At 64.6% G+C, this 19565-nt stretch carries 14 protein-coding genes; 11 read left to right on the top strand and 3 right to left on the bottom strand.

The features are described 5' to 3' along the window. Window positions 1-60: 60 nt before the first annotated feature. Genes tssC through tssA form a run of 3 tightly spaced genes read right to left on the bottom strand, consistent with a single transcriptional unit; the run spans window position 61 to window position 3140 of the window. Window positions 61-1557, bottom strand: coding sequence for a type VI secretion system contractile sheath large subunit (tssC, locus tag MRY17_RS25555; RefSeq protein ID WP_057723290.1), 1497 nt, complete (start codon window positions 1555-1557; stop codon window positions 61-63). 2 nt (window positions 1558-1559) lie between these two features. Continuing rightward, on the bottom strand, window positions 1560-2066 hold the full coding sequence (tssB, locus tag MRY17_RS25550; protein ID WP_010207547.1) for a type VI secretion system contractile sheath small subunit: 507 nt from the start codon (window positions 2064-2066) through the stop codon (window positions 1560-1562). A 54-nt stretch (window positions 2067-2120) separates the two neighbouring features. Beyond that, window positions 2121-3140: a type VI secretion system protein TssA gene (gene tssA / locus MRY17_RS25545; protein ID WP_181285708.1), complete on the bottom strand. Its 1020-nt coding sequence runs from the start codon at window positions 3138-3140 to the stop codon at window positions 2121-2123. A 395-nt stretch (window positions 3141-3535) separates the two neighbouring features. Between tssA and tagH the strand changes: the two genes are divergently transcribed. Genes tagH through MRY17_RS25490 form a run of 11 tightly spaced genes read left to right on the top strand, consistent with a single transcriptional unit; the run spans window position 3536 to window position 19526 of the window. Continuing rightward, window positions 3536-4876, top strand: a complete 1341-nt coding sequence (gene tagH / locus MRY17_RS25540; RefSeq protein ID WP_243353045.1) for a type VI secretion system-associated FHA domain protein TagH — start codon at window positions 3536-3538, stop codon at window positions 4874-4876. A 56-nt stretch (window positions 4877-4932) separates the two neighbouring features. Further along, window positions 4933-5442 carry a type VI secretion system lipoprotein TssJ gene (gene tssJ / locus MRY17_RS25535; RefSeq protein ID WP_181285706.1) on the top strand — a complete coding sequence of 170 codons (510 nt, stop codon included), beginning with the start codon at window positions 4933-4935 and terminating at the stop codon, window positions 5440-5442. 18 nt (window positions 5443-5460) lie between these two features. After that, entirely contained in the window at window positions 5461-6795 is a 1335-nt protein-coding gene (gene tssK / locus MRY17_RS25530) for a type VI secretion system baseplate subunit TssK (RefSeq protein WP_124434504.1), read from the top strand. Window positions 6796-6801: 6 nt separating this feature from the next. Next, window positions 6802-8091 (top strand): DotU family type VI secretion system protein, encoded by a 1290-nt coding sequence (locus tag MRY17_RS25525; protein ID WP_181285705.1) that lies wholly within the window; start codon window positions 6802-6804, stop codon window positions 8089-8091. Further along, complete coding sequence (gene tssM, locus MRY17_RS25520) at window positions 8088-11588, top strand: type VI secretion system membrane subunit TssM (RefSeq protein WP_243353044.1); 3501 nt, start codon at window positions 8088-8090, stop codon at window positions 11586-11588. The genes MRY17_RS25525 and tssM overlap by 4 nt, the downstream gene beginning before the upstream one ends. Then, window positions 11585-12238, top strand: coding sequence for a type VI secretion system-associated protein TagF (gene tagF, locus MRY17_RS25515; protein WP_181285703.1), 654 nt, complete (start codon window positions 11585-11587; stop codon window positions 12236-12238). Before tssM ends, tagF begins: the two co-directional genes overlap by 4 nt. Continuing rightward, complete coding sequence (locus tag MRY17_RS25510) at window positions 12239-12958, top strand: PP2C family protein-serine/threonine phosphatase (protein WP_243353043.1); 720 nt, start codon at window positions 12239-12241, stop codon at window positions 12956-12958. Next, complete coding sequence (locus tag MRY17_RS25505) at window positions 12955-15933, top strand: serine/threonine-protein kinase (RefSeq protein ID WP_243353042.1); 2979 nt, start codon at window positions 12955-12957, stop codon at window positions 15931-15933. The genes MRY17_RS25510 and MRY17_RS25505 overlap by 4 nt, the downstream gene beginning before the upstream one ends. Beyond that, complete coding sequence (locus tag MRY17_RS25500; RefSeq protein WP_191952500.1) at window positions 15933-16637, top strand: ABC transporter ATP-binding protein; 705 nt, start codon at window positions 15933-15935, stop codon at window positions 16635-16637. The genes MRY17_RS25505 and MRY17_RS25500 overlap by 1 nt, the downstream gene beginning before the upstream one ends. Next, window positions 16637-17821, top strand: coding sequence for an ABC transporter permease (locus MRY17_RS25495; RefSeq protein ID WP_243353041.1), 1185 nt, complete (start codon window positions 16637-16639; stop codon window positions 17819-17821). Before MRY17_RS25500 ends, MRY17_RS25495 begins: the two co-directional genes overlap by 1 nt. Further along, window positions 17814-19526 (top strand): formylglycine-generating enzyme family protein, encoded by a 1713-nt coding sequence (locus MRY17_RS25490; RefSeq protein ID WP_181285699.1) that lies wholly within the window; start codon window positions 17814-17816, stop codon window positions 19524-19526. The genes MRY17_RS25495 and MRY17_RS25490 overlap by 8 nt, the downstream gene beginning before the upstream one ends. The last annotated feature ends 39 nt before the right edge of the window (window positions 19527-19565 follow it).

Raw genomic sequence — 19565 nt, 5'->3', positions numbered from 1 at the left:
ACCGAGGTGATGCTATCGGGGGCAAGCCCCCTCCCACAGGAGAGCTAGTTCATCCGAGGTTTAAGCGCTCTTGGCCGAAGGCAGCTTCGATACCAGGCGCAACGACACCGTCAGCCCTTCAAGCTGGTAGTGCGGGCGCAGGTAGAACTTGGAGTTGTAATACCCCGGGTTGCCTTCGACTTCTTCCACGATCACTTCGGCCGCCGCCAACGGGTGCTGGGCCTTGGTGGTCTCGGTGGAGTGCGCAGGGTCGCCATCGACGTAGTTGAGGATCCAGTCCTGCAACCAGCGCTGCATTTCGTCCTTCTCTTTGAAGGAGCCGACCTTGTCGCGCACGATGCACTTCAAGTAATGCGCGAAACGGCAGGTGGCGAACAGGTACGGCAGGCGCGCGGCCAGGTTGGCGTTCGCGGTGGCGTCCGGGTCGTCGTATTCGGCCGGTTTCTGCAGCGACTGGGCGCCGATGAACGCGGCGAAGTCGGTGTTTTTCTTGTGCAGCAGCGGCATGAAACCGTTCTTCGCCAGCTCTGCTTCACGGCGGTCGCTGATGGCGATTTCCGTCGGGCACTTCATGTCCACGCCACCGTCATCGGTAGGGAACGTGTGCGCCGGCAGGTTTTCCACTTCGCCGCCGGACTCGATGCCACGGATACGCGAGCACCAGCCGTAGTGCTTGAACGAACGGTTGATGTTCACTGCCATCGCGTACGCGGCGTTGGCCCAGGTGTACTTGGAGCTGTCGGCGCCGTCGGTGTTTTCTTCGAAAGCGAAGGCTTCCACCGGGTCGGTCTTGGCGCCATACGGCAGGCGCGCCAGGAAGCGCGGCATGGTCAGGCCGATGTAGCGCGAGTCTTCCGATTCACGCAGCGAACGCCAGCCGGCGTATTCCGGGGTGGTGAAGATCTTGGTCAGGTCGCGCGGGTTCGACAGTTCCTGCCAGGAGCCCATGCCCATCACGGTCGGCGACGCCGCAGCGATGAACGGCGAGTGCATGGCGGCGCAGACTTTCGACAGCTCGCCCAGCAGTTCCACATCGGGCGGCGACTGGTCGAAGTAATAGTCGCCTACCAGGCAGCCGTAGGGTTCGCCGCCGAACTGGCCGTATTCTTCTTCGTACATCTTCTTGAAGATCGGGCTCTGGTCCCACGCGGTGCCCTTGAATTTCTTCAGGGTCTTGTGCAGCTCCGGCTTGGCGATGTTGAGCACGCGGATCTTGAGCTGCTCATCGCTTTCGGTGTTGTTGACCAGGTAATGCAGGCCACGCCAGGCGCTTTCCAGCTGCTGGAAGTCCGGGTGGTGAATGATCTGGTTGACCTGGGCGGTCAGCTTGGCGTCGATGGCGGCGATGATCGACTCGATCGATTTGATCGCGTCGTTGGACACCAGGTCGGTTTGCGCCAGGGCCTGTTCGGCGAGGGTGCGCACGGCGGTTTCCACGGCTTCGCGGGCACGCTCGGTCTTGGGCTTGAATTCCTGCATCAACAGCGAGGCGAACTCGCTGGTTTCTTCGGTGGCGCCCAGGTTCAGCGCGCCTTCGCGAACGGTATTGTCAGTCATGATTACTGGTCCCCTGCAGGCTTGGGCGCACTGGCAAGTGCCTGGAGCAGTGCCGGGTCCTTGATCGCCTTCATGATGATTTCTTCAGCGCCAGTCTTGCCGTCCATGTAGGTCAGCAGGTTGGCCAGTTGGGTGCGGGCTTCGAGCAGCTGGTTCAACGAGTCGACCTTGCGCGCCACGGCGGCAGGGCTGAAGTCGTCCATGCTTTCGAAGGTGATGTCCAGGCTCAGGTTGCCTTCGCCGGTCAGCTCGTTGGGGACGTGGAACGCCACGCGCGGCTGCATGGCCTTGAGGCGCGAGTCGAAGTTGTCGACGTCCACTTCAAGGAACTTGCGGTCGGCCACGGGCGCCAACGGCTCGGCTGGCTTGCCGGCGAGGTCGGCCATCACGCCCATGACGAAGGGCAGCTGGACCTTTTTCTCGGCGCCGTAAAGCTCGACGTCGTACTCGATCTGCACTCGAGGCGCACGGTTGCGCGCGATGAATTTCTGAGAACTTTGCTTCGCCACGTTGCTGCTCCTGGTCGCTTGAGCGACGGTGTTGTTACTGCACGGTCCGGCGGCTTATTCGCTGTCCGGGCCGCGCAGGTTTTCAAATTGGGACATGCCGTCGGGAATCAGATTGCGCACGATGGCCGCGAAATCGGCATGCACCAGATTCTTGGCACGGTTCAACAGCACCGGCAGCGGGCTTGAAGGCTCGTGCCGGGTGTAATACGCAAGGATTTTGTCGAGGCTGCGCAGCACGTCGTCACGGCTGGCGATATCGCCGACCGGACGCGGCGCTGCGGGCGCAGCGGCGTAGTCTGCCGAGGGGGCATGGTCTTCATTGACGGCCTCGGGTTCGCTGCCGCCGTCGGCGCCGGGCACCGCTTGATTGAGCAATTGCAGGGCCTGCTTGAGCGGCTGCTTCAAGGCGCTGAGGTCCACGCCCTGGGCGGAACCGACTTGCTCGTTGACCTGTTGTTCGATGGCGTCGCAGGCGGCGCGCGCGGCCATCAGCGCATCGCGGGTGGCCTGCAATTGCTCCGGGTCGCTGTCGAGGAACGCGGCGTTGAGTTGCTGGGCACCGAGCTGTTCATCGGGGAAGCTCAACAGGCCGCTGGCGTTGAGCGCCGCGCGCAGGGTCACGGGGCCGAAGGTGCGCGAGCGCGTGAGGATGCTTTCGCGCAGCAGGCGAATATTGGTGTCGCAGGTCAGGCCGGTGAGGGCGTTGATGCGCACGGTAGGATCGTTATCGTCGTCGGCATCCAGGCGCGGGTGCAGGTCGGCCCAGTAGTCGCGCAGCAACGCGTCGATCAGCGTCAGCGCTTCGGCCAGGCCGGCCACGCCCTGGAGGGCGAGGGTGCTTTGCAGCAGGAAATGAGTGATGCGCAGGTCTTTGCTGCGCTGCAACAGGTCGAGGCTCTGCTGCTGGATGCTGCGCCATTCGGGCGGCTCGGCGGGCAGGATCGAATCGCCCATGCTGCGCTCGGGCTGGCCCCTGGCATCACGTTCCAATTGCAGAAATTGCGCGTCATATTCCATGTCTTCGCCACAGGGCGAAGTCGCAGAAACGGCGGTGAGCAGCAACGGCACATCCACTGAATTCGATCTCCCTATCAGCCCGTTAGATGCCGGGCATTGCATGCAATTAGTTGCGCGGTGAACTTTGCATGTTTTTCTTGGCCATAGTTTCAGCGTGCCACTATCGTGCCATCACTGATGTTCAAGAAGTTGTGCATTTTTGGTGTAGTACTTATGCCTTGTCAAGGTAAGCTATTCGCCCTCTGTGACAGATGTGCGGTGTTTAACAACCCTGCGCGACTGACGGGTCGAACGCTGCGCCCGTAGAGGATTTTTGTCATGCAAGCCGGATAAGATCAGCGATCATGCTGGCAAATGCGAATTTGGACGGTCGGTCCCACGACCTGGCGGCGATATTCAGGCACGCGTAGGCCTGGTCTCGACCGCGCGCGATGTATCAGCAAGGAGGCAAGATGTCGCTGTGTTTGACTATCACTAGTTATCACAAGATTACCCCAGGGCAGTGCGCCGAAAAGTCCATGAACCAGGGCTCGATGGCGATCGGCCGCAGTTCGGAAAATGACTGGGTATTGCCCGACCCGGAACGCCTGGTCTCCTCGCAGCATTGCGTTATCCAGTACAAGGATGGGCGTTACTACTTAACCGATAACAGCACCAATGGTGTGGAGTTGGTCAACGCCGGCATTCGTTTGCGCCGGGGTAACAGCGAGCCGCTGCAAAATGGCGAGTTGATCCGCATCGGCGATTACGAAATCCAGGCGCGCATCGACTTCAACGTGCAGGCCGTCGACAGCCAGCCGTTCGCCGGTGATTCGCCGAACAGCTTTGAGGCGTTGATGGGCGCGGTGGCGAGCCCGCCCGCGCCGACACCGATGATCGCGCCGCAGTTTCATGGCGCGTCGTCGATGGAGACCCTGCCGGACCTGTTCGACTTCCTCAGCCCCACTGCCGTGCCGCCGCCCACCGTGGCGGACCATGTGCCGTCCGAACAGCACGACTTCCGTCCGCCGGCTCCGGTGGCCGTGCCGGTGGCCGAACCCCCGGCGGTGCCCGGTTCGGTCATTCCAGAAGACTGGGACCTGCTTGGCGACGCCCCCGCGCCGCTCGCCCCTGTTGCGCCACCGCCCGCGCCACCGCCCGCACCGGTCAGTGCGCCGCCTCCCGTGGTCGAGCCGGTTGCGCTCCCCGCTGGCGACGCCCGGCCACAAGCCGACCTCTTGCAAGCCTTCCTGCGCGGTGCCGGCCTCGATCAGTTGCGTCTGGACCGGGCCGATGCCTGCGCCCAGATGGAAAGCATCGGCCGCAGCTACCGCCTGATGGTCGAAGGCCTGATCGACGTGTTGCGCGCCCGCGCCAGCCTCAAGGGCGAGTTTCGCATGCAGCAGACCATGATCCGCCCCGCCGAAAACAATCCGTTGAAATTCGCCCCGAATGCCGACGAAGCGTTACTGCTGCTGCTTCGTCACGGCAACCCGGCATTCATGGCGCCGGACGCCGCCGTGCGTGACAGCTTCGACGACCTGCGCGCTCACCAATTGGCGGTGATGGCGGGTGTGGAAGCGGCGCTCAAGCACCTGCTGCTGCGCTTTGAGCCGGCGCAGTTGGAAGAACGCATGGGCAAGCCCGGCGGCCTTTCAAGTCTTTTCAACGGCTCGCGCCAGGCCCAGTACTGGCAGCAGTTCACCGAGCTCTACAGCAATATTTCCCGCGAGGCCCAGGAAGATTTCCAGGACCTGTTCGGCCGCGAATTCAGCCGGGCCTACGAAGCGCACAGTGCACGACAGCGACGCTGAACCGCGTCGCACTGATGGATAGAACGGATAGCTAAACACGTCATTGAGGACGCAGGATGATTCCCAGGTTTTTACTTGCAGCCGCCACCGCGCTGCTGCTGACGGCGTGTGCCAAGGACGCGGTCAAGCCCGAAGCCGCCGCCGAAGCTGAAGCGGACACGGCCGCCGTCGAGCTGCATTTTCACGCGATCGCCGGGCTCAACCCCGGCGCCAACGGCCAGGCCGCCCCGGTGCGGGTGCGTATTTTCGAGCTGAAAAACGCCGCGACGTTCGCGCGCTCCGATTACTTCGCCCTGGCTGACCGTGCGCAATCCACCCTTGGCCTGGACCTGCTGGACCAGGACGAAGTGGTGATCCAGCCCGGCCAACAACTGAGCGTCCAGCGCGACCTCGACCCGGCCACCCGGCAGATCGGCCTGCTGGTGGGCTATCGCGAGCTGGACCGTGCGCAGTGGCGTGCCGTTATCAACGTGCCGCCGCGCCAATACACCGAATTTCAGATCAGCCTCGATGTGCGTGCCGTGCGCGCCGACGTCGTGGCTACCCCCTCCAGCCCAGCCCAATAACAAGCAATCGGAGCCCCCATGTCCTGGAACAATCGCGTGGTCTGGTCGGAAGGCATGTTCATCGGAACGCAGCACTTCCAGCAGCATGACCGTTACCTGGAAAACCTGATCGACGCCCGCAGCCGCCCGCTGTCCGCGGGCGCCTGGGGCTTTTCCGAGGTGCTGATCGACCAGGGCCTGCTCGCCCAGGGCAAGCTGGCAATCGTGTCGGCCCGTGGCCTGCTCCCGGACGGCACACCGTTCAATATTCCCCAGGACGACCTGGCGCCAAGTCCACTGAATATCGACGACAACCTGCGCGACGGTCTGGTGTACCTGGCCCTGCCGCTCAAGCGTGCCGGTGCGCGTGACACGGTGGACGAAGGCGAGGCGTTGGAAGCCGCGCGTTATGTGAGCCAGGTGCGCGAAGTGCGCGACGACAACGCGCCCTTCGAAAACCGCGCGCCGGTGGCCGTGGGCTCGCGGGCGTTGCGTTTGTTGACCGCCCAGGACGGTATCAGCGACTACGCCGCCATCGGGCTGGTGCGCATCAAGGAAAAGCGCGCCGACCGCGCACTGGTGCTCGACGACACTTACATACCGCCGGTATTGGACGTGGCCGCGAGCAAACCGCTGACGGCATTTCGCAGCGAACTGCTCGGCCTGCTGCACCAGCGTGGCGAGGCCCTGGCGGGCCGTGTAGTCGCGTCGGGTGCCGGTGGCGCGTCGGAGATCGCCGATTTCATGCTGCTGCAACTGGTCAACCGCGCCCAGCCGCTGATCCAGCATTTGAGCCAGTTGAGCCCGTTGCACCCGGAGCGTTTCTTCAGCGAGCTGGTGAGCCTGGCCGGTGAGTTTTCGACATTCTCCACCTCTGGCCGTCGCCCCCAGGAATACCCGCAGTACCAGCACGACGATTTGGCGCTGAGCTTTACTCCGGTGATGGCGGCCCTGCGTGAAGCGCTGTCGATGCTGATCGACAGCAAGGCCACGCCGATCCCGATTGTCGAGAAAGCCTACGGTATCCACGTGGCGATGCTGGCCGACAAGACCCTGCTCGACAATGCCAGCTTCATTCTTGTGGTGCGCGCCGATGTGCCGGGCGAAACCCTGCGCGCACGCTTTGGCCAGCAGAGCAAAGTCGGCTCGGTGGAGCACATCCGCGACATGGTCAACCTGCAGTTGCCGGGCATCGGCCTGCTGCCATTGCCGGTGGCGCCACGCCAATTGCCCTATCACGCGGGCAGCACCTATTACGAGCTGGACCGGGGCAGCGAACACTGGCAGCAGTTGAGCAATTCCGGCGGTTTCGCCTTCCACATCGCCGGGCAGTTCCCGGGCTTGAACCTGGCCTTCTGGGCGATCCGAGGATAATCCGCGATGCATCCCAATGATGATGACCGCACTCAGTTCATGCCGCGCCCGGGCGGCCGAGCGCCGGAACCTGCGCGCGCGGAGCCTGCGCCTTTGTCGATGCCGGCCGCGCCGATGCTCACCGGCAAAAGCCAGGGCCTCAACCCGCTGGAAAGCGCCGCCGGCCCGTTGCTGGCGCTGTTGACGCGCCTGCGCAACACCATCGCGCACCCGGCGCCGGCCAGCCTGCGTGCGCAGTTATTGGCCTATCTGCGCCAATTCGAAGAGCGCGCCGAAGCCGCCGGCGTGGCGCGCAACGAAGTGCTGCTGGCCCGTTACGCGCTGTGCACCGCCCTGGACGAAGCCGTGCTGAGTACGCCCTGGGGCAGTACCAGCGAATGGGGCAAACAGAGCTTGCTGATCACCGTGCACAACGAAGCCTGGGGCGGTGAAAAGGTCTTTCAGTTGCTCGACCATTGCCTGCAAAGCCCACGGGAACGCCTGTACCTGCTGGAGCTGCTGTACCTGTGCATGTGCCTGGGTTTTGAAGGCCGCTACCGCGTGATGACCGACGGGCGCAGTCAATTGGAGGCCTTGCGCGAGCGCACCGCTGCGGCGATTCGCAATGCCCGTGGCGAACACGAGCGTGAGCTGTCGCCGCACTGGCGCGGCGTGACCGTGGCGCGGGACCGACTGGCGCAATTCATGCCGCCGTGGATCGCCGTGGCAATCGGCCTGGCGCTGCTGCTGGCGTTGCTGTTTGGCCTGCGCATGAAGCTGGCGTCGGATGCGGAGCCGGTGTTCAAGAATATCCATGCCCTGGGCGAGATCCCGGTGCAGGCCATCGACCGTCCGGTGGCGCAACCGAAAGTGATCGAACGACCGCGCCTGGCCGGCTTCCTGGCCGAAGACATCAAGGCCGGGCGCGTGGCCGTGGAAGACAAGGTGGACCGCTCTGTGGTGACGATTCGTGGCGATGAACTGTTTGCGTCCGCCAGTTCCAGCATCGTCGATGACTATCAGCCGCTGATGCTGCGCATTGCCGACGCCATCCGCAAGGTCAAGGGCCAGGTGCGGGTCACCGGCCACAGCGACAACCGCCCGATTGCCACACTGCGCTTCCCGTCGAACTGGGCGCTGTCCGAAGCGCGGGCCAAGTCGGTGCTGGAGATCCTCGCGGCCAAGACCGGCCAGGCCGAGCGCTTCAGCGCCGAAGGCCGCAGCGACACCGAGCCGTTGGCGACCAACAGTACTGCCGAAGGCCGTGCCCGCAATCGTCGGGTTGAAATCACCGTATTGGCGGAGGGCGTCGAGTGAAGGCGTTTTTCAGTTTCATGATTCGCTGGGTGATCCCCGTGCTGGGCTTGATCGCCCTGGGCCTGATCATCTGGTTTGTCGGGCCGTTGCTCGACGTATTGGTGCCCGAGGGACGCCGCTGGGCGCTGATCATCCTGGTGTTTGCGCTGTGGATCGCCTACCGCGTATTGCGCATCATCCAGGCTCGCCGCCAGGCCGCCGAAGTGATGCGCAGCCTGGCCGCCGAAACCCCGGCCGACCCCAACAGCGTGGCCACCGCCGAAGAGCTGTCGACACTGCGCCAGCGCATGGACGAAGCCCTCACGCTGCTCAAGAAAGCCAAGCTCGGCGGCGATGAGCGCCGTAATCTGTATGAGCTGCCGTGGTACGTGATCATCGGCCCGCCGGGTTCGGGCAAGACCACCGCACTGGTCAATTCCGGGCTGCACTTTCCCTTGGCTGCGCAACTGGGCGCCGGTGCGGTGCGCGGCGTCGGCGGCACGCGCAACTGCGACTGGTGGTTTACCGACCAGGCCGTCCTGCTCGACACCGCCGGCCGCTACACCACCCAGGACAGCAACTCCACGGTGGATAAAGCCGCGTGGCTGGGCTTTCTCGACCTGCTGAAAAAGCAGCGTTCGCGTCGGCCCATCGACGGCGCCTTCATCGCCATCAGCCTGTCGGACCTGCTGCTGGGCACAGACGCCGAGCGCGCCGCCCATGCCGCCGCGATTCGCCTGCGCATCCAGGAGCTGTACACCCAATTGGGCGTGCGTTTCCCGATCTACCTGATGCTGACCAAGCTCGACCTGGTGCCGGGCTTCATGGAGTTCTTCGACAACCTGAGCAAGGAAGAGCGCGCCCAGGTGTGGGGCATGACCTTTGCCCTCGATGACGGCAAGCACAGCGACAGCCCGCTGGCGCACTTGCAAAGCGAGTTCGCCGGCCTGGAGCAGCGCCTCAACGAACGCCTGGTGGAACGTCTGCAACAGGAACGCGACCCGGCGCGCCGCGATCTGATCTACGGTTTTCCGCAACAGTTCGGCGCTTTGAAAGACTGCCTGCAGAGCTTCCTTGAGGGTGTATTCAAACCCAATGCCTTTGAAGAGCGCGTGCTGCTGCGCGGCGTTTACTTCACCAGCGGCACCCAGGAAGGCAGCCCGATTGACCGCCTGATCGGCACCATGGCCCAGAGCATGAACCTGGATCGCCAGCACCTGGCGCGCCAGAGCGGCACCGGGCGCAGTTACTTCATCGAAAAACTCTTCACCGCCGTGGCGTTTGCCGAGCGTGGCCTGGTGGGGGTGAACCCGAAAGTCGAGCGCCGCCGCAAGTGGATCGCCCGGGGCGTCCTCGCGGCCACGGTGGCCTTGGTGGTGGTGGTCAGCAGCCTGTGGTGGGTGAGTTATCGCGCCAACCAGGCGTATATCGCCCAGGTCGATCAGAAGGTCGCACCTCTGGGCCAGACCGTACAGAACCTGAGCCCGGCGCAGCGCGATGTATTGGCCGTGCTGCCGTTGCTCAATGCGGTCAAGCACCTGGCCGGGGATTCGCCAAGCTGGTCCGAAGGGCTGGGGCTGTATCAGGGCGACATGCTCGAAGCCGAGTCCGCAAGCGTCTATCGCAAGTTACTGATTGCGGTCTTCGCCCCGCGCCTGGTCACGCGCATCGAAGAACAACTGCACGGCGGCGGCAACTCGGACTTCCTCTACGAAGGCCTCAAGGCCTACCTGATGCTGGCCGACAACGAGCATTACGACCCGGACTTCATCAAGGCCTGGATCGCCCTCGACTGGGACCGCAACCTGCCGCGCAATCTGCCGGCCGATCAGCGCCAGGCCTTGACCGGGCATTTGCAGGCACTGTTTGACCGCCATCCACCGAATGCGCGTCTTGACCCGCGCCTGATCGACGACCTGCGCCGCCAACTGCAACAACTGCCGGTGGCCCAGCGTGTCTATGATCGGGTCAAGCGCCAGAAACTGCCTGAAGGTGTACCGGACTTTCGCCTCAACGAAGCGGCCGGCCGTGATGCCGCGCTGGTGTTCAGTCGCAAGAGCGGCAAGCCGTTGGGCGAGCCGTTGAGCGGGTTTTTCACCGCCAAGGGCTACCGCCAGGCGTTTTTGTTGAGCAGCCTGAACCAGACCGGCACCCTGGCTGAAGAGCAGTGGGTACTGGGCCAGGAACAGGCCGACCAGCAAAATGTGGTGAGCCTGGCCGCCGATGTGCGCCGCCTGTATTTCCAGGACTATCAGCGCCAGTGGGACGCCTTGCTCGCCGACATCGACTTTGTGCCGATCACCAGCGTGGCCCAGGCAGCCGATGTGCTGCGGGTGATTTCCGGCCCCACCTCACCGTTGAAGAAACTGCTGGTGGCAGTGGCAAAGGAAACCGACCTGCAAGCCGAAGAGCGCCAATTGGCCGCCAAGGGCGTGCCGGTGGAGGGCGGCGTCGACAAGCTCAAGGAGCGTCTGGGCAGCCTGCTGGGCGAGGAACAACCGAGCGTCAGCGCGCCCGCAGCGGCGGATGATCCGGTCACCGCGCACTTTGCCGAACTCAACAGCATCGTCAGTAAAAACGAAGGCGAACCGGCGGCCATCGACGGCCTGCTGTCGGACATGAATGCGCTGTATGTGCAGGTCAGCGCCATGGTCGGGGCCAGCGGCGACGCGCTGCTCGGCGAGGCGAAGAACCAGGCGGCGGCTGCGGCCACGCGGGTCAGCCTGAACGCCGAGCGCCAGCCGCCGCTGGTGCAGGGCATGGTCAAGTCGGTGGTCAATTCCACCACCAACAGCATGATGGGCGGGGTGCGTAACCAGCTGAACGCGGCCTGGGTCAGCGAAGTGGTCAACGTGTACCGCCAGTCCCTGGCCGGGCGCTACCCGATGTCGCCCGGCAGCGCGCGGGACGCGACCCTGGATGACTTCGGCCAGTTCTTCGGCGTCGGCGGGGTGATGGATAACTACTTCCGCAAGTACCTGCAGCCCTATGTGGACACCTCGGCGCAGACCTGGCGCTGGCAGCCGGGCGCGGCGCAGAAGCTCGGTATCGCGCCGGGCGTGCTGCAAACCTTCCAGCGCGCGGCGGCTATTCGTGATGCGTTCTTCAGGTCTGGCGGCACGCAACCTGTCGTGCGCTTCGAACTCAAGCCGGTGTCGATGGACCCGACCATCACCCAATTCCTGCTGGACCTCGACGGCCAGCAACTGAGCTATGACCACGGCCCGAGCCGCCCGGTGGCGATGCAATGGCCGAACCCCGGCAGCATTGGCGTGGTGCGTATTTCCATCATGCCGCCATCGGCCAGCGGGCGTTCCGGTGTAACGCTGGACGGCCCGTGGGCCTGGTTCCGCCTGCTGGAGCAATCGGACCTGACCGCCGGCAACTCGCCGGACCGCTTCAACCTGCGCCTGCGGGTCGACGGCGCGAGCATCGCCTACGAGTTGCGCGCCAACAGCGCCTTCAACCCGTTCAAGAGCCGCGTGCTCAGCGGCTTCAGCCTGCCGGAGCGGCTATGACGACGCTGGGTTTCTACGGCAAGTTGGCCAGTCGCGGGGATTTTGTCAGCCGCGCCTTGCCCCAGAGTTTTATCGGCCCGTGGGACAGCTGGCTGGCGGCGGGGTTGCTCGCCAGCCAGAACAGCCTGGGCGGTGACTGGCTCAACGCCTATCTGGTCAGCCCGCTGTGGCGCTTTGTCTTGGCGCCCGGGGTGTGCGGACCGGATGCGGCAGCGGGTGTGGTGATGCCGAGCATCGACCGGGTCGGGCGGTATTTTCCGCTGGCCGTGGTGGTGTTGCTCGATCACGACACCAACCCCGCCTCCCTGGTGGGCGGGCCGGATGGGTGGTTCGAGCAGGCCGAGGAGCTGCTGCTCGGCACCCTGGACAGCGGCGCAACCTTTGAAGGTTTCAGCGCCGGCCTCGACCGCCTTGGCGTGCCGGCGACCGAGCCGCGCGCACTCGACAGCCGCTTCGCCGGCCTGCAACGTGTGGCCGCCACCATGCCCCACGGGCGCATGGCGGCGTTGGCCGAACAGGCCTGCGAAGGTGCCAGCCTATGGTGGGGCCGGGGTTCGCAGCGTATTTCTCCCGGTTTATTACGGTGTCAGGGCTTGCCTGCCGCCAACGATTTTGCGCAATTTCTGCTCGGACAAGAAGGTGTGGTGTAGATGGGGGCGACGTACAAATCCGCGAGCAAAAGCCATGTGGGCATGGTCCGCCAGGTCAACGAAGATGCGTGCCTGGACCTGCCGGAGCACCGCCTGTGGGTGGTGGCCGATGGCATGGGCGGGCACGCGGCGGGGGATTATGTCAGCAGCCTGATTGTCGACAGCCTGCGCGCTGTGCCGGTGGGGCGCTCCCTTGAGGAGTACGCGGCGGCCTTGCGCAACGACCTGATCCGCATCAACGCGGCGGTACGCGAAGAAACCGCCAACCGTGGCGTGACCATGATGGGCAGCACCGTGGTGGTGCTGGCCGCGCGCGGCTTGCGTGGGGTGTGCCTGTGGGCCGGCGACAGTCGCCTGTATCGCCTGCGCGACGGTGAACTGGAAAGCCTCTCCCGCGACCACAGCTACGTGCAGGACCTGCAAGACAGCGGCCTGCTCAGCGAAGCCGATGCCCGCGTGCACCCGCGCGCCAATATCGTCACCCGCGCGGTGGGCGTGGAAGCGCAACTGAACGTGGCGTCGGTGGAGCTGTTGATCGCCCCCGGCGACAGCTACCTGCTGTGCAGCGACGGCCTGACCAAGACCGTCGAGGACCATGAGATTCGCGAAGTGCTCGGTCATCAAGCACCTGATGAAATCGTGCGCAGCCTGGTGCACCTGGGGCTCAATCGCGGCGCGCCGGACAACATCACCACGATCGTCGTGAAGGTCTCGCCATGAAGATCGAGATCCCGGGCTATGCCATCGAAGGCGAAATCGGCGAAGGCGCCATGGCCAGCGTCTACCTGGCGACCCAGCGCTCGCTGGAACGCAAGGTGGCGTTGAAGGTGATGGCGGCGGCCCTGGCGGCCGACCCGACGTTCTGCGAACGCTTCCTGCGCGAGGGCAAGACCCTGGCACGCCTGTCGCACCCGCACACGGTGACCATCCATGACATCGGCAACGTCGGTGAGCTGTATTACATGGCCATGGAATACCTGCCCAACGGTACGCTCAAAGAACGCATCGCCGCCGGGTTGACTCCGGAGCAGGGCGTGACGCTGATCCGCCAGATCGCCTCGGCGCTCGGTTATGCCCATGCCCAGGGGCTGGTGCACCGCGACGTGAAGCCGGCGAACATCCTGTTCCGCGCTGATGGCACGGCAGTGTTGTCGGACTTCGGTATCGCCAAGTCCCTGGACGACCGCACCCAGTTCACCCAGGCCGGCTTCGCCGTGGGCACGCCGAGCTACATGAGCCCGGAACAGGCACGCGGCCAGGAGATCGACGGGCGCGCCGACCTGTATGCGCTGGGCGTGGTGTTGTATGAGATTCTGGTCGGCGAGTTGCCCTACCGTGGAACCGATGCGCTTTCCACGGCGCTTGCGCACCTGACTGAGCCGTTGCCGGAATTGCCGGTGCACCACGGCCGTTATCAGGAGGTGCTGCGCAAGTTGTTGGCCAAGGACCCGGCGGAGCGTTTCGCGGATGCCGACGCATTAGTGCGGGCTCTGGACAACCTGCCGGCGGACTCGCCGGAGGCCACCTTGGTACGGCCGCTGCCGATTCCACTGAGTTTTGACCTGGCGGGCATCACGCCCGTCACCGTCGACATACCCACCGACAAACCGCAGCCGCAGCCGATTGTGCGCCAACCGGTCGTGACGCCAACGCAGCACAACGCGCCGTCCGAACAGCGCCGTGGGCCGGTGCTGGCATTGGCCGCCGTGGCAGTTGCGGTGGCACTGGCCATTGGTGGTGCCAGCTATTGGTGGTTGAGCAGTAGCGATGAGCCTGCCCAACCGCCGGCTGCCGTAGTTCCCAAGGTAACGCCGCCCGTGGCCGTCGCTGAAGTGGACGGTGGTCAACGACCGTTGCTGATGGCGGGCAAGAAAACTCTGTTCCAGCGCGTGCTCAGCAAGCCCGGCGCCAAGCTTTCCAACGAGGCGGGCAGCGCGCCGGGCAAAGCCTTGCCAGCGTTTTCGGTGCTTTATGTCTACCAGCGCAAGGATATCGACGGCAGCCCTTGGGTGCGTGTCGGCGCCGCCACCGATGGGCGCAGCGACGGTTGGTTGCCGGCCTCCCAAGTCAGCGACTGGAAACAGAGCCTGGTGCTCAAGTTCACCGAACGCTCGGGGCGTGCGCCAGTGATGTTCCTGCGTCAGTCTGGCGAGGTGGAAAAACTGTTGGCCGATCCGGCTGCCGCCAAAGGCGTGCTGGCCAAGGCGCAGAACAACCGTGAAGACAACCAGCAAGTCCTGGCCCTGGAACCCACCGCCAGCGCGGTGCCGCAAAACCAGTTCTACCTGTTGCCGATCTTTGATTCCAAAGAGAGCTTTGACGAAAACGGCCAGCCGGTGCAATTGCTCAATGTCGCCTCCATCGACCCTGGCAGCAGCGCAGTCGCCAAGCCTTCGACGCCCGCAACCAGTGCCCATGCCGACGCTTTCCGTACCGCCGTGGTGCTGGTGGTCGACACCACCGTGTCGATGCAGCCCTATATCGACCAGGTGCGTGACGTGGTGCACGAACTGCAAACGCGCATTGCCGATCGCGGTGAGTTGGACAGCGTCAGTTTCGGCCTGGTGGGCTTTCGCAACAGCATCAAGAAAACCCCCGGCCTGGAATACGTGGCCAAGACCCTGATCACCCTTGACCAGGGCCGCGACCCGCAGCGCTTCCTCGACCTGGCGCGGCAGGTCAAGGCCTCGACGGTGTCCAGCCACTCGTTCAACGAAGACGCGTTTGCCGGGGTGATGCAGGCGGTGGACGGCATGGACTGGTCCGGCTATGGCGGGCGCATCATCCTGCTGGTCTCCGATGCCGGCGCGTTGCGCAAGAACGACCCGTTCGCGGCCACCCAGATGAACGAAGCCGAAGTGCGCCAGGCGGCGCTGGGTAAGCAGATCAAGATCTACGCGTTGCACCTGCGCACCGATGCCGGCAAGAAAACCCACGCCGGCGCCGAAAGCCAGTATCGCGTCCTGACCGCCGACGCCAACCCGCAGATCGGCGACCTGTACACGCCGGTGCCGGGTGGCGATGTGCGCAAGCTGGGCGAGCGCGTCGATGAGATCGGCACGGTGTTCGCCAACCTCGTGCATCAGGTGCGCAGCAATACGCCGCAGCCGGTGCCGTTGCTCAGTGCCGCGCCGAGCCTGGCGGACAAGTCCGCAGCGGTCGGTTATGCGATGCACATGGACTTCCTCGGCCGCAAGTCCGCGAGCCAGGCACCGCAACTGGTCAGCGCCTGGACCGCCGACCGCGACCTGACCAACCCGGCGCTGCCGGCGTTCCAGGTGTGCGTGATGCTGACCAAACTCCAGCTGAACGACCTGCAGCAGTCGCTGAAATTGATCGTCGATGCGGCGCGCAAGACCCAAAGCTCGCCCAAGGACTTCTTCCAGGAAATCGCCAGCGCCTCGGCTTATATGAGCCGTGACCCGCAAGCCCTGCGCAAGGGCGGCAACCTGGCCGACGGCGGCCTGTTGGGCGAGTACCTGGAGGGGCTGCCGTACCGCAGCAAATCGCTGAACATGACCCAGGACCTGTGGTTGTCGTTGAGCGTGGCCGAGCAGGAAGATTTCATCGACGAGCTGGATTCGAAAATCCGCCTCTACGAAACCTTCCACAATGACTTGGCCAACTGGGTGCGGTTCGGCGATGCGGAACCTGGCGATGCGTTGTACCGCGTGCCGTTGTCGACGCTGCCGTGATGCTGAGCCTGAACGCGGTGCACAAGAGCCGGGGCGTCGGCAGCCAGCGCTACAGCCTGGTGATTCCGGCGCTGCACTTGCGTGCGGGTGAGCAACTGGCGATTGTCGGGCCCAGCGGCTGCGGCAAGAGCACCTTGCTCGATATGCTCGCGCTGGTGCTGGCGCCGGACCGGATCGGGCAGTTCGAACTCAACCGGATCGACATCGGTGGGCTGTGGCGCGCCGACCGGCAGACCGACCTGGCCCAGTTGCGCAGCCGGCATCTGGGCTATGTGCTGCAAACCGGCGGGCTGCTGGAGTTTCTCGATGTGCGCGGCAATATTGCCTTGTCCCGGCAGTTGCTGGGTTTGAAGGACGACGGCAGCGTGACGCGCCTGGCCGGGCAATTGCAAATTGGCGATCAACTGGACAAGCGCCCGGCAGCCCTGTCGGTGGGCCAGCGCCAACGCGTGAGTTGCGCTCGCGCCTTGGCCCATGCACCGCAACTGGTGCTGGCCGATGAGCCGACGGCGTCCCTCGACCCGCTCAATGCCGAGCGCGTGATGCAGGCGCTGCTGGCCCAGGCCCGTGAACACCGCGCCGCCTGTGTGATCGCCACCCATGACGAACCCCTGGCCCGCGCCAGTGGCTTGCAGGTGCGCCGCATCGGTTGCCGTCGCGATGCCGACGGCGGCGTCACGGCGACGCTCGGGGAGGCCTGCTGATGCGCATCGGCCTGGTTGCATCGCTCGCCTGGCAGGACTACCGCAATGATGCGTGGCTGTCGGCCTGCTCGGTGCTGGCGCTGGTGGCGGTCATCGCGCCGTTGCTGGTGTTATTTGGCCTGAAGTTTGGACTGGTTGGCAGTTTGACCCAACGCCTGGAGACCGACCCCGCAACCCGTGAAATTATTCCGTTGGGCGGCGGTCGATTCAGCAGCGCTTTCGTCGAGCAGCTAGGCCAGCGTGGCGATGTGGCGTTTGCCATAGCGCGCACGCGGCAGATTGCGGCGACCGCGCAGGTAGGCGCCCTGGTCCTGGAAATGCTGCCGACCGCGCCGGGTGACCCGCTGCTGGCCGGCTTGCCGATACCTGAGGGCCTGGACCAGATCGTGCTCAGCCACACCGCCGCCGAGAAGCTCGCGGCGCGGCCCGGCGATTGGCTGGAGGTGCGCTTTACGCGGCAACTGGCGGGGCGCGTCGAGGCCCAGCGGACGCGGGTGCAGGTGCGCGCGGTATTGCCGTTGGAAGCCTTTGCCCGTGACGGGCTGTTTGCGGACCTGGCGTTGCTGGAGGCAGTGGAAGATTATCGCGATGGCCGCGCTGTGCCGGCGTTGGGATGGGAGGGTGATGCCGTGGCGGCGGGCGAGCAGCGGGTGTACCCGGCGTTTCGTTTGTATGCGCGCGGACTCACCGACGTGGAACCGCTGCGTCTCTATTTCGCCGGGCAGCATCTGCTGGTGTCGACCCAGGCGCAGACCATCGCCCAGGTGCAGTCGTTGAGTCGCAACCTGTCGATCGTCTTCTGGATCATTTGCGGGTTGGCCCTGGCCGGCGCGTTTGCGGCAATCTTCGCCGGCGCGTTGGCGGCGGTGGCGCGCAAGCGCCGGGAATTGTCAGTGTTGCGTCTGTTGGGGTTTTCCACCGCCGCGCTGTTGCTGTTCGTGGTGCTGCAGGCGCTGTACAGCGCCAGTGTTGCTGCGGTGCTCAGTGCCGGGCTGTATGGCCTGGCCGAAGCGGGTTTGAACCGATTATTCGTGCAGGTGCCGGGCGAATACGCCAGTCATCTGTTGGCGCGTCACTACGGCCTGGCCCTGGCTGCCGTGCTCGGCGTCAGCGCCGTGGCGGCGGCCTGTGGGGGATGGCGAGTGGCGCGTATTCAGGCTTCTGAAGGAATCAGAGATGTTTAAGTTACTGGGCGCCTGTGTGGCGCTGAGCCTGGCCTCGCTGGCCTGGGCCGATGAGGCAAGCGACAAGCTCGACAACCCCAAGCCGTTGCCGGATGACGTGAGCCTGCCGCTGCCGTGCGAAGGCCAGATGGTGTTTCGCTACGCGTACGTGTTGGCCCAGGGCACCCTGGACGACCGCGAGGTCAGCCTCGGCTATCCCTTTGCCGAAGGCGAGGCGGGCTACCAGCAGTCGTTTATTTCCGGTTACCGGCGCGACTTCATCAACGGCCAGTTCACCCTCAAGGATCTGCCCAAGGACTGGAACAAGGTCATCGCGCCGCTGATGCCGAAGACCGACGCCAAGACCCCGCTCAAGCCCATGCTGTACTTCATCGGCAAGTACGAGGTGACGGCCCGCCAGTACGCCCAGGTGATGTCCCAGGCTCAGTCCCTGGCCAGCGGCGAGCCGGCCCCGGCCTGTGATGCACCTGAGGGCATGGCCGGGCGTTTGCCCAAAGTGAAATTGTCGCGTTTCGAGGCCGAGCGGTTCTCGGCGGTGTACAGCGCCTGGCTGATGAAATACCACCGCGAGCTGCTGCCGGTGAGCGGTCGCGGTGACTCGGTCGAAGACGGCGGCCTGGGCTTTGTGCGCCTGCCCACCGAAGTGGAATGGGAGTTCGCCGCGCGCGGTGGCCAGGCGGTGAGTCGCCAGGACTTGGAAGGGCGTCTGTTCCCACGCCGCGTCGAGGGCAGTGAAAGCGACGGGCCACTGGGCGATTACGCTGTGTTCAACCAGGTCGCCGGGGGCACCGGGCAGGCAGCGCGGTTGATGCCCATCGGCACCAAACTGCCCAACCCGATCGGTATGTTCGACGTGATCGGCAATGCGGCGGAAATGGTCCAAGAGTCCTTCCAGTTGGTGCACGCCGGGCGCCGCCAGGGCACCTATGGTGGCTTCGTGGTCAAGGGCGGCAATTACCTGGAGGGTGAAGGCACGTTATTCACCGGTATGCGCCGCGAGTACCCGCTGTTTGCCGCCGACGGCACCGAGCAAAGCAACGAGACCACCGGGTTTCGCGTGGCGATTGGCGCGCTGTCGGCGCCGCGCTCGCGCTACAAGGAACTGTTCGCGCAGTGGCAGAAAGAAGGCCGCCTCGCCTCGCTGACCGACGCTATCGACGACGCCCAGGACCCGACCAAGCGCCTGGACAGCATCATTGCCGCCAGCGTCGACCCCAAGCTGCAAGCCGAACTGGGGCTGGTCAACGAAGAACTCAAGCGCAACGTTTCGCTGATTGCCCAGCAGCGCGAAGAAGCGGCGGGCAACCTGATCCAGTCCGCCGCATTGGTGGCCGAGACCATCAGCAACTACAACATCCGCCTGGCCAACCTGCAGAAAAGTCGCCAGCAGGCCGTGGATAACAAGGATGCGGCCAGCGCGCAGTTATTCGACATGGCCATTGCCAACGGGCGCAGCGCGCTGGATGGCGCGGTGGCGATTTATATCGACAACCTGGCCACCGGCACGCGCTACACCGATGCGGTGATCCAGGCCCAGTTTCAACGGATCAAGGAAGAGTTGGATCGCAAGCCGGTGCTTGGCAAGAGCCTGGTGACGCGCGCAACACTGTTCGTTCGCCATGTCGGCAACTACCGCAAGCAACAGCGGGCCGACCCGGCAACGATCTTGAAGGAATTGCTCGCAGCGAGCGGTCAGCGGTCTTGATCGTTGGCTGTCCAGCGAGCTTGGAAGGGACTCAGACGG

Source organism: Pseudomonas orientalis (genome assembly GCF_022807995.1).
In the GTDB taxonomy this organism is placed as follows: Bacteria; Pseudomonadota; Gammaproteobacteria; order Pseudomonadales; family Pseudomonadaceae; genus Aquipseudomonas; species Aquipseudomonas orientalis_B.
This window is presented reverse-complemented; position numbering and strand designations above follow the sequence as displayed.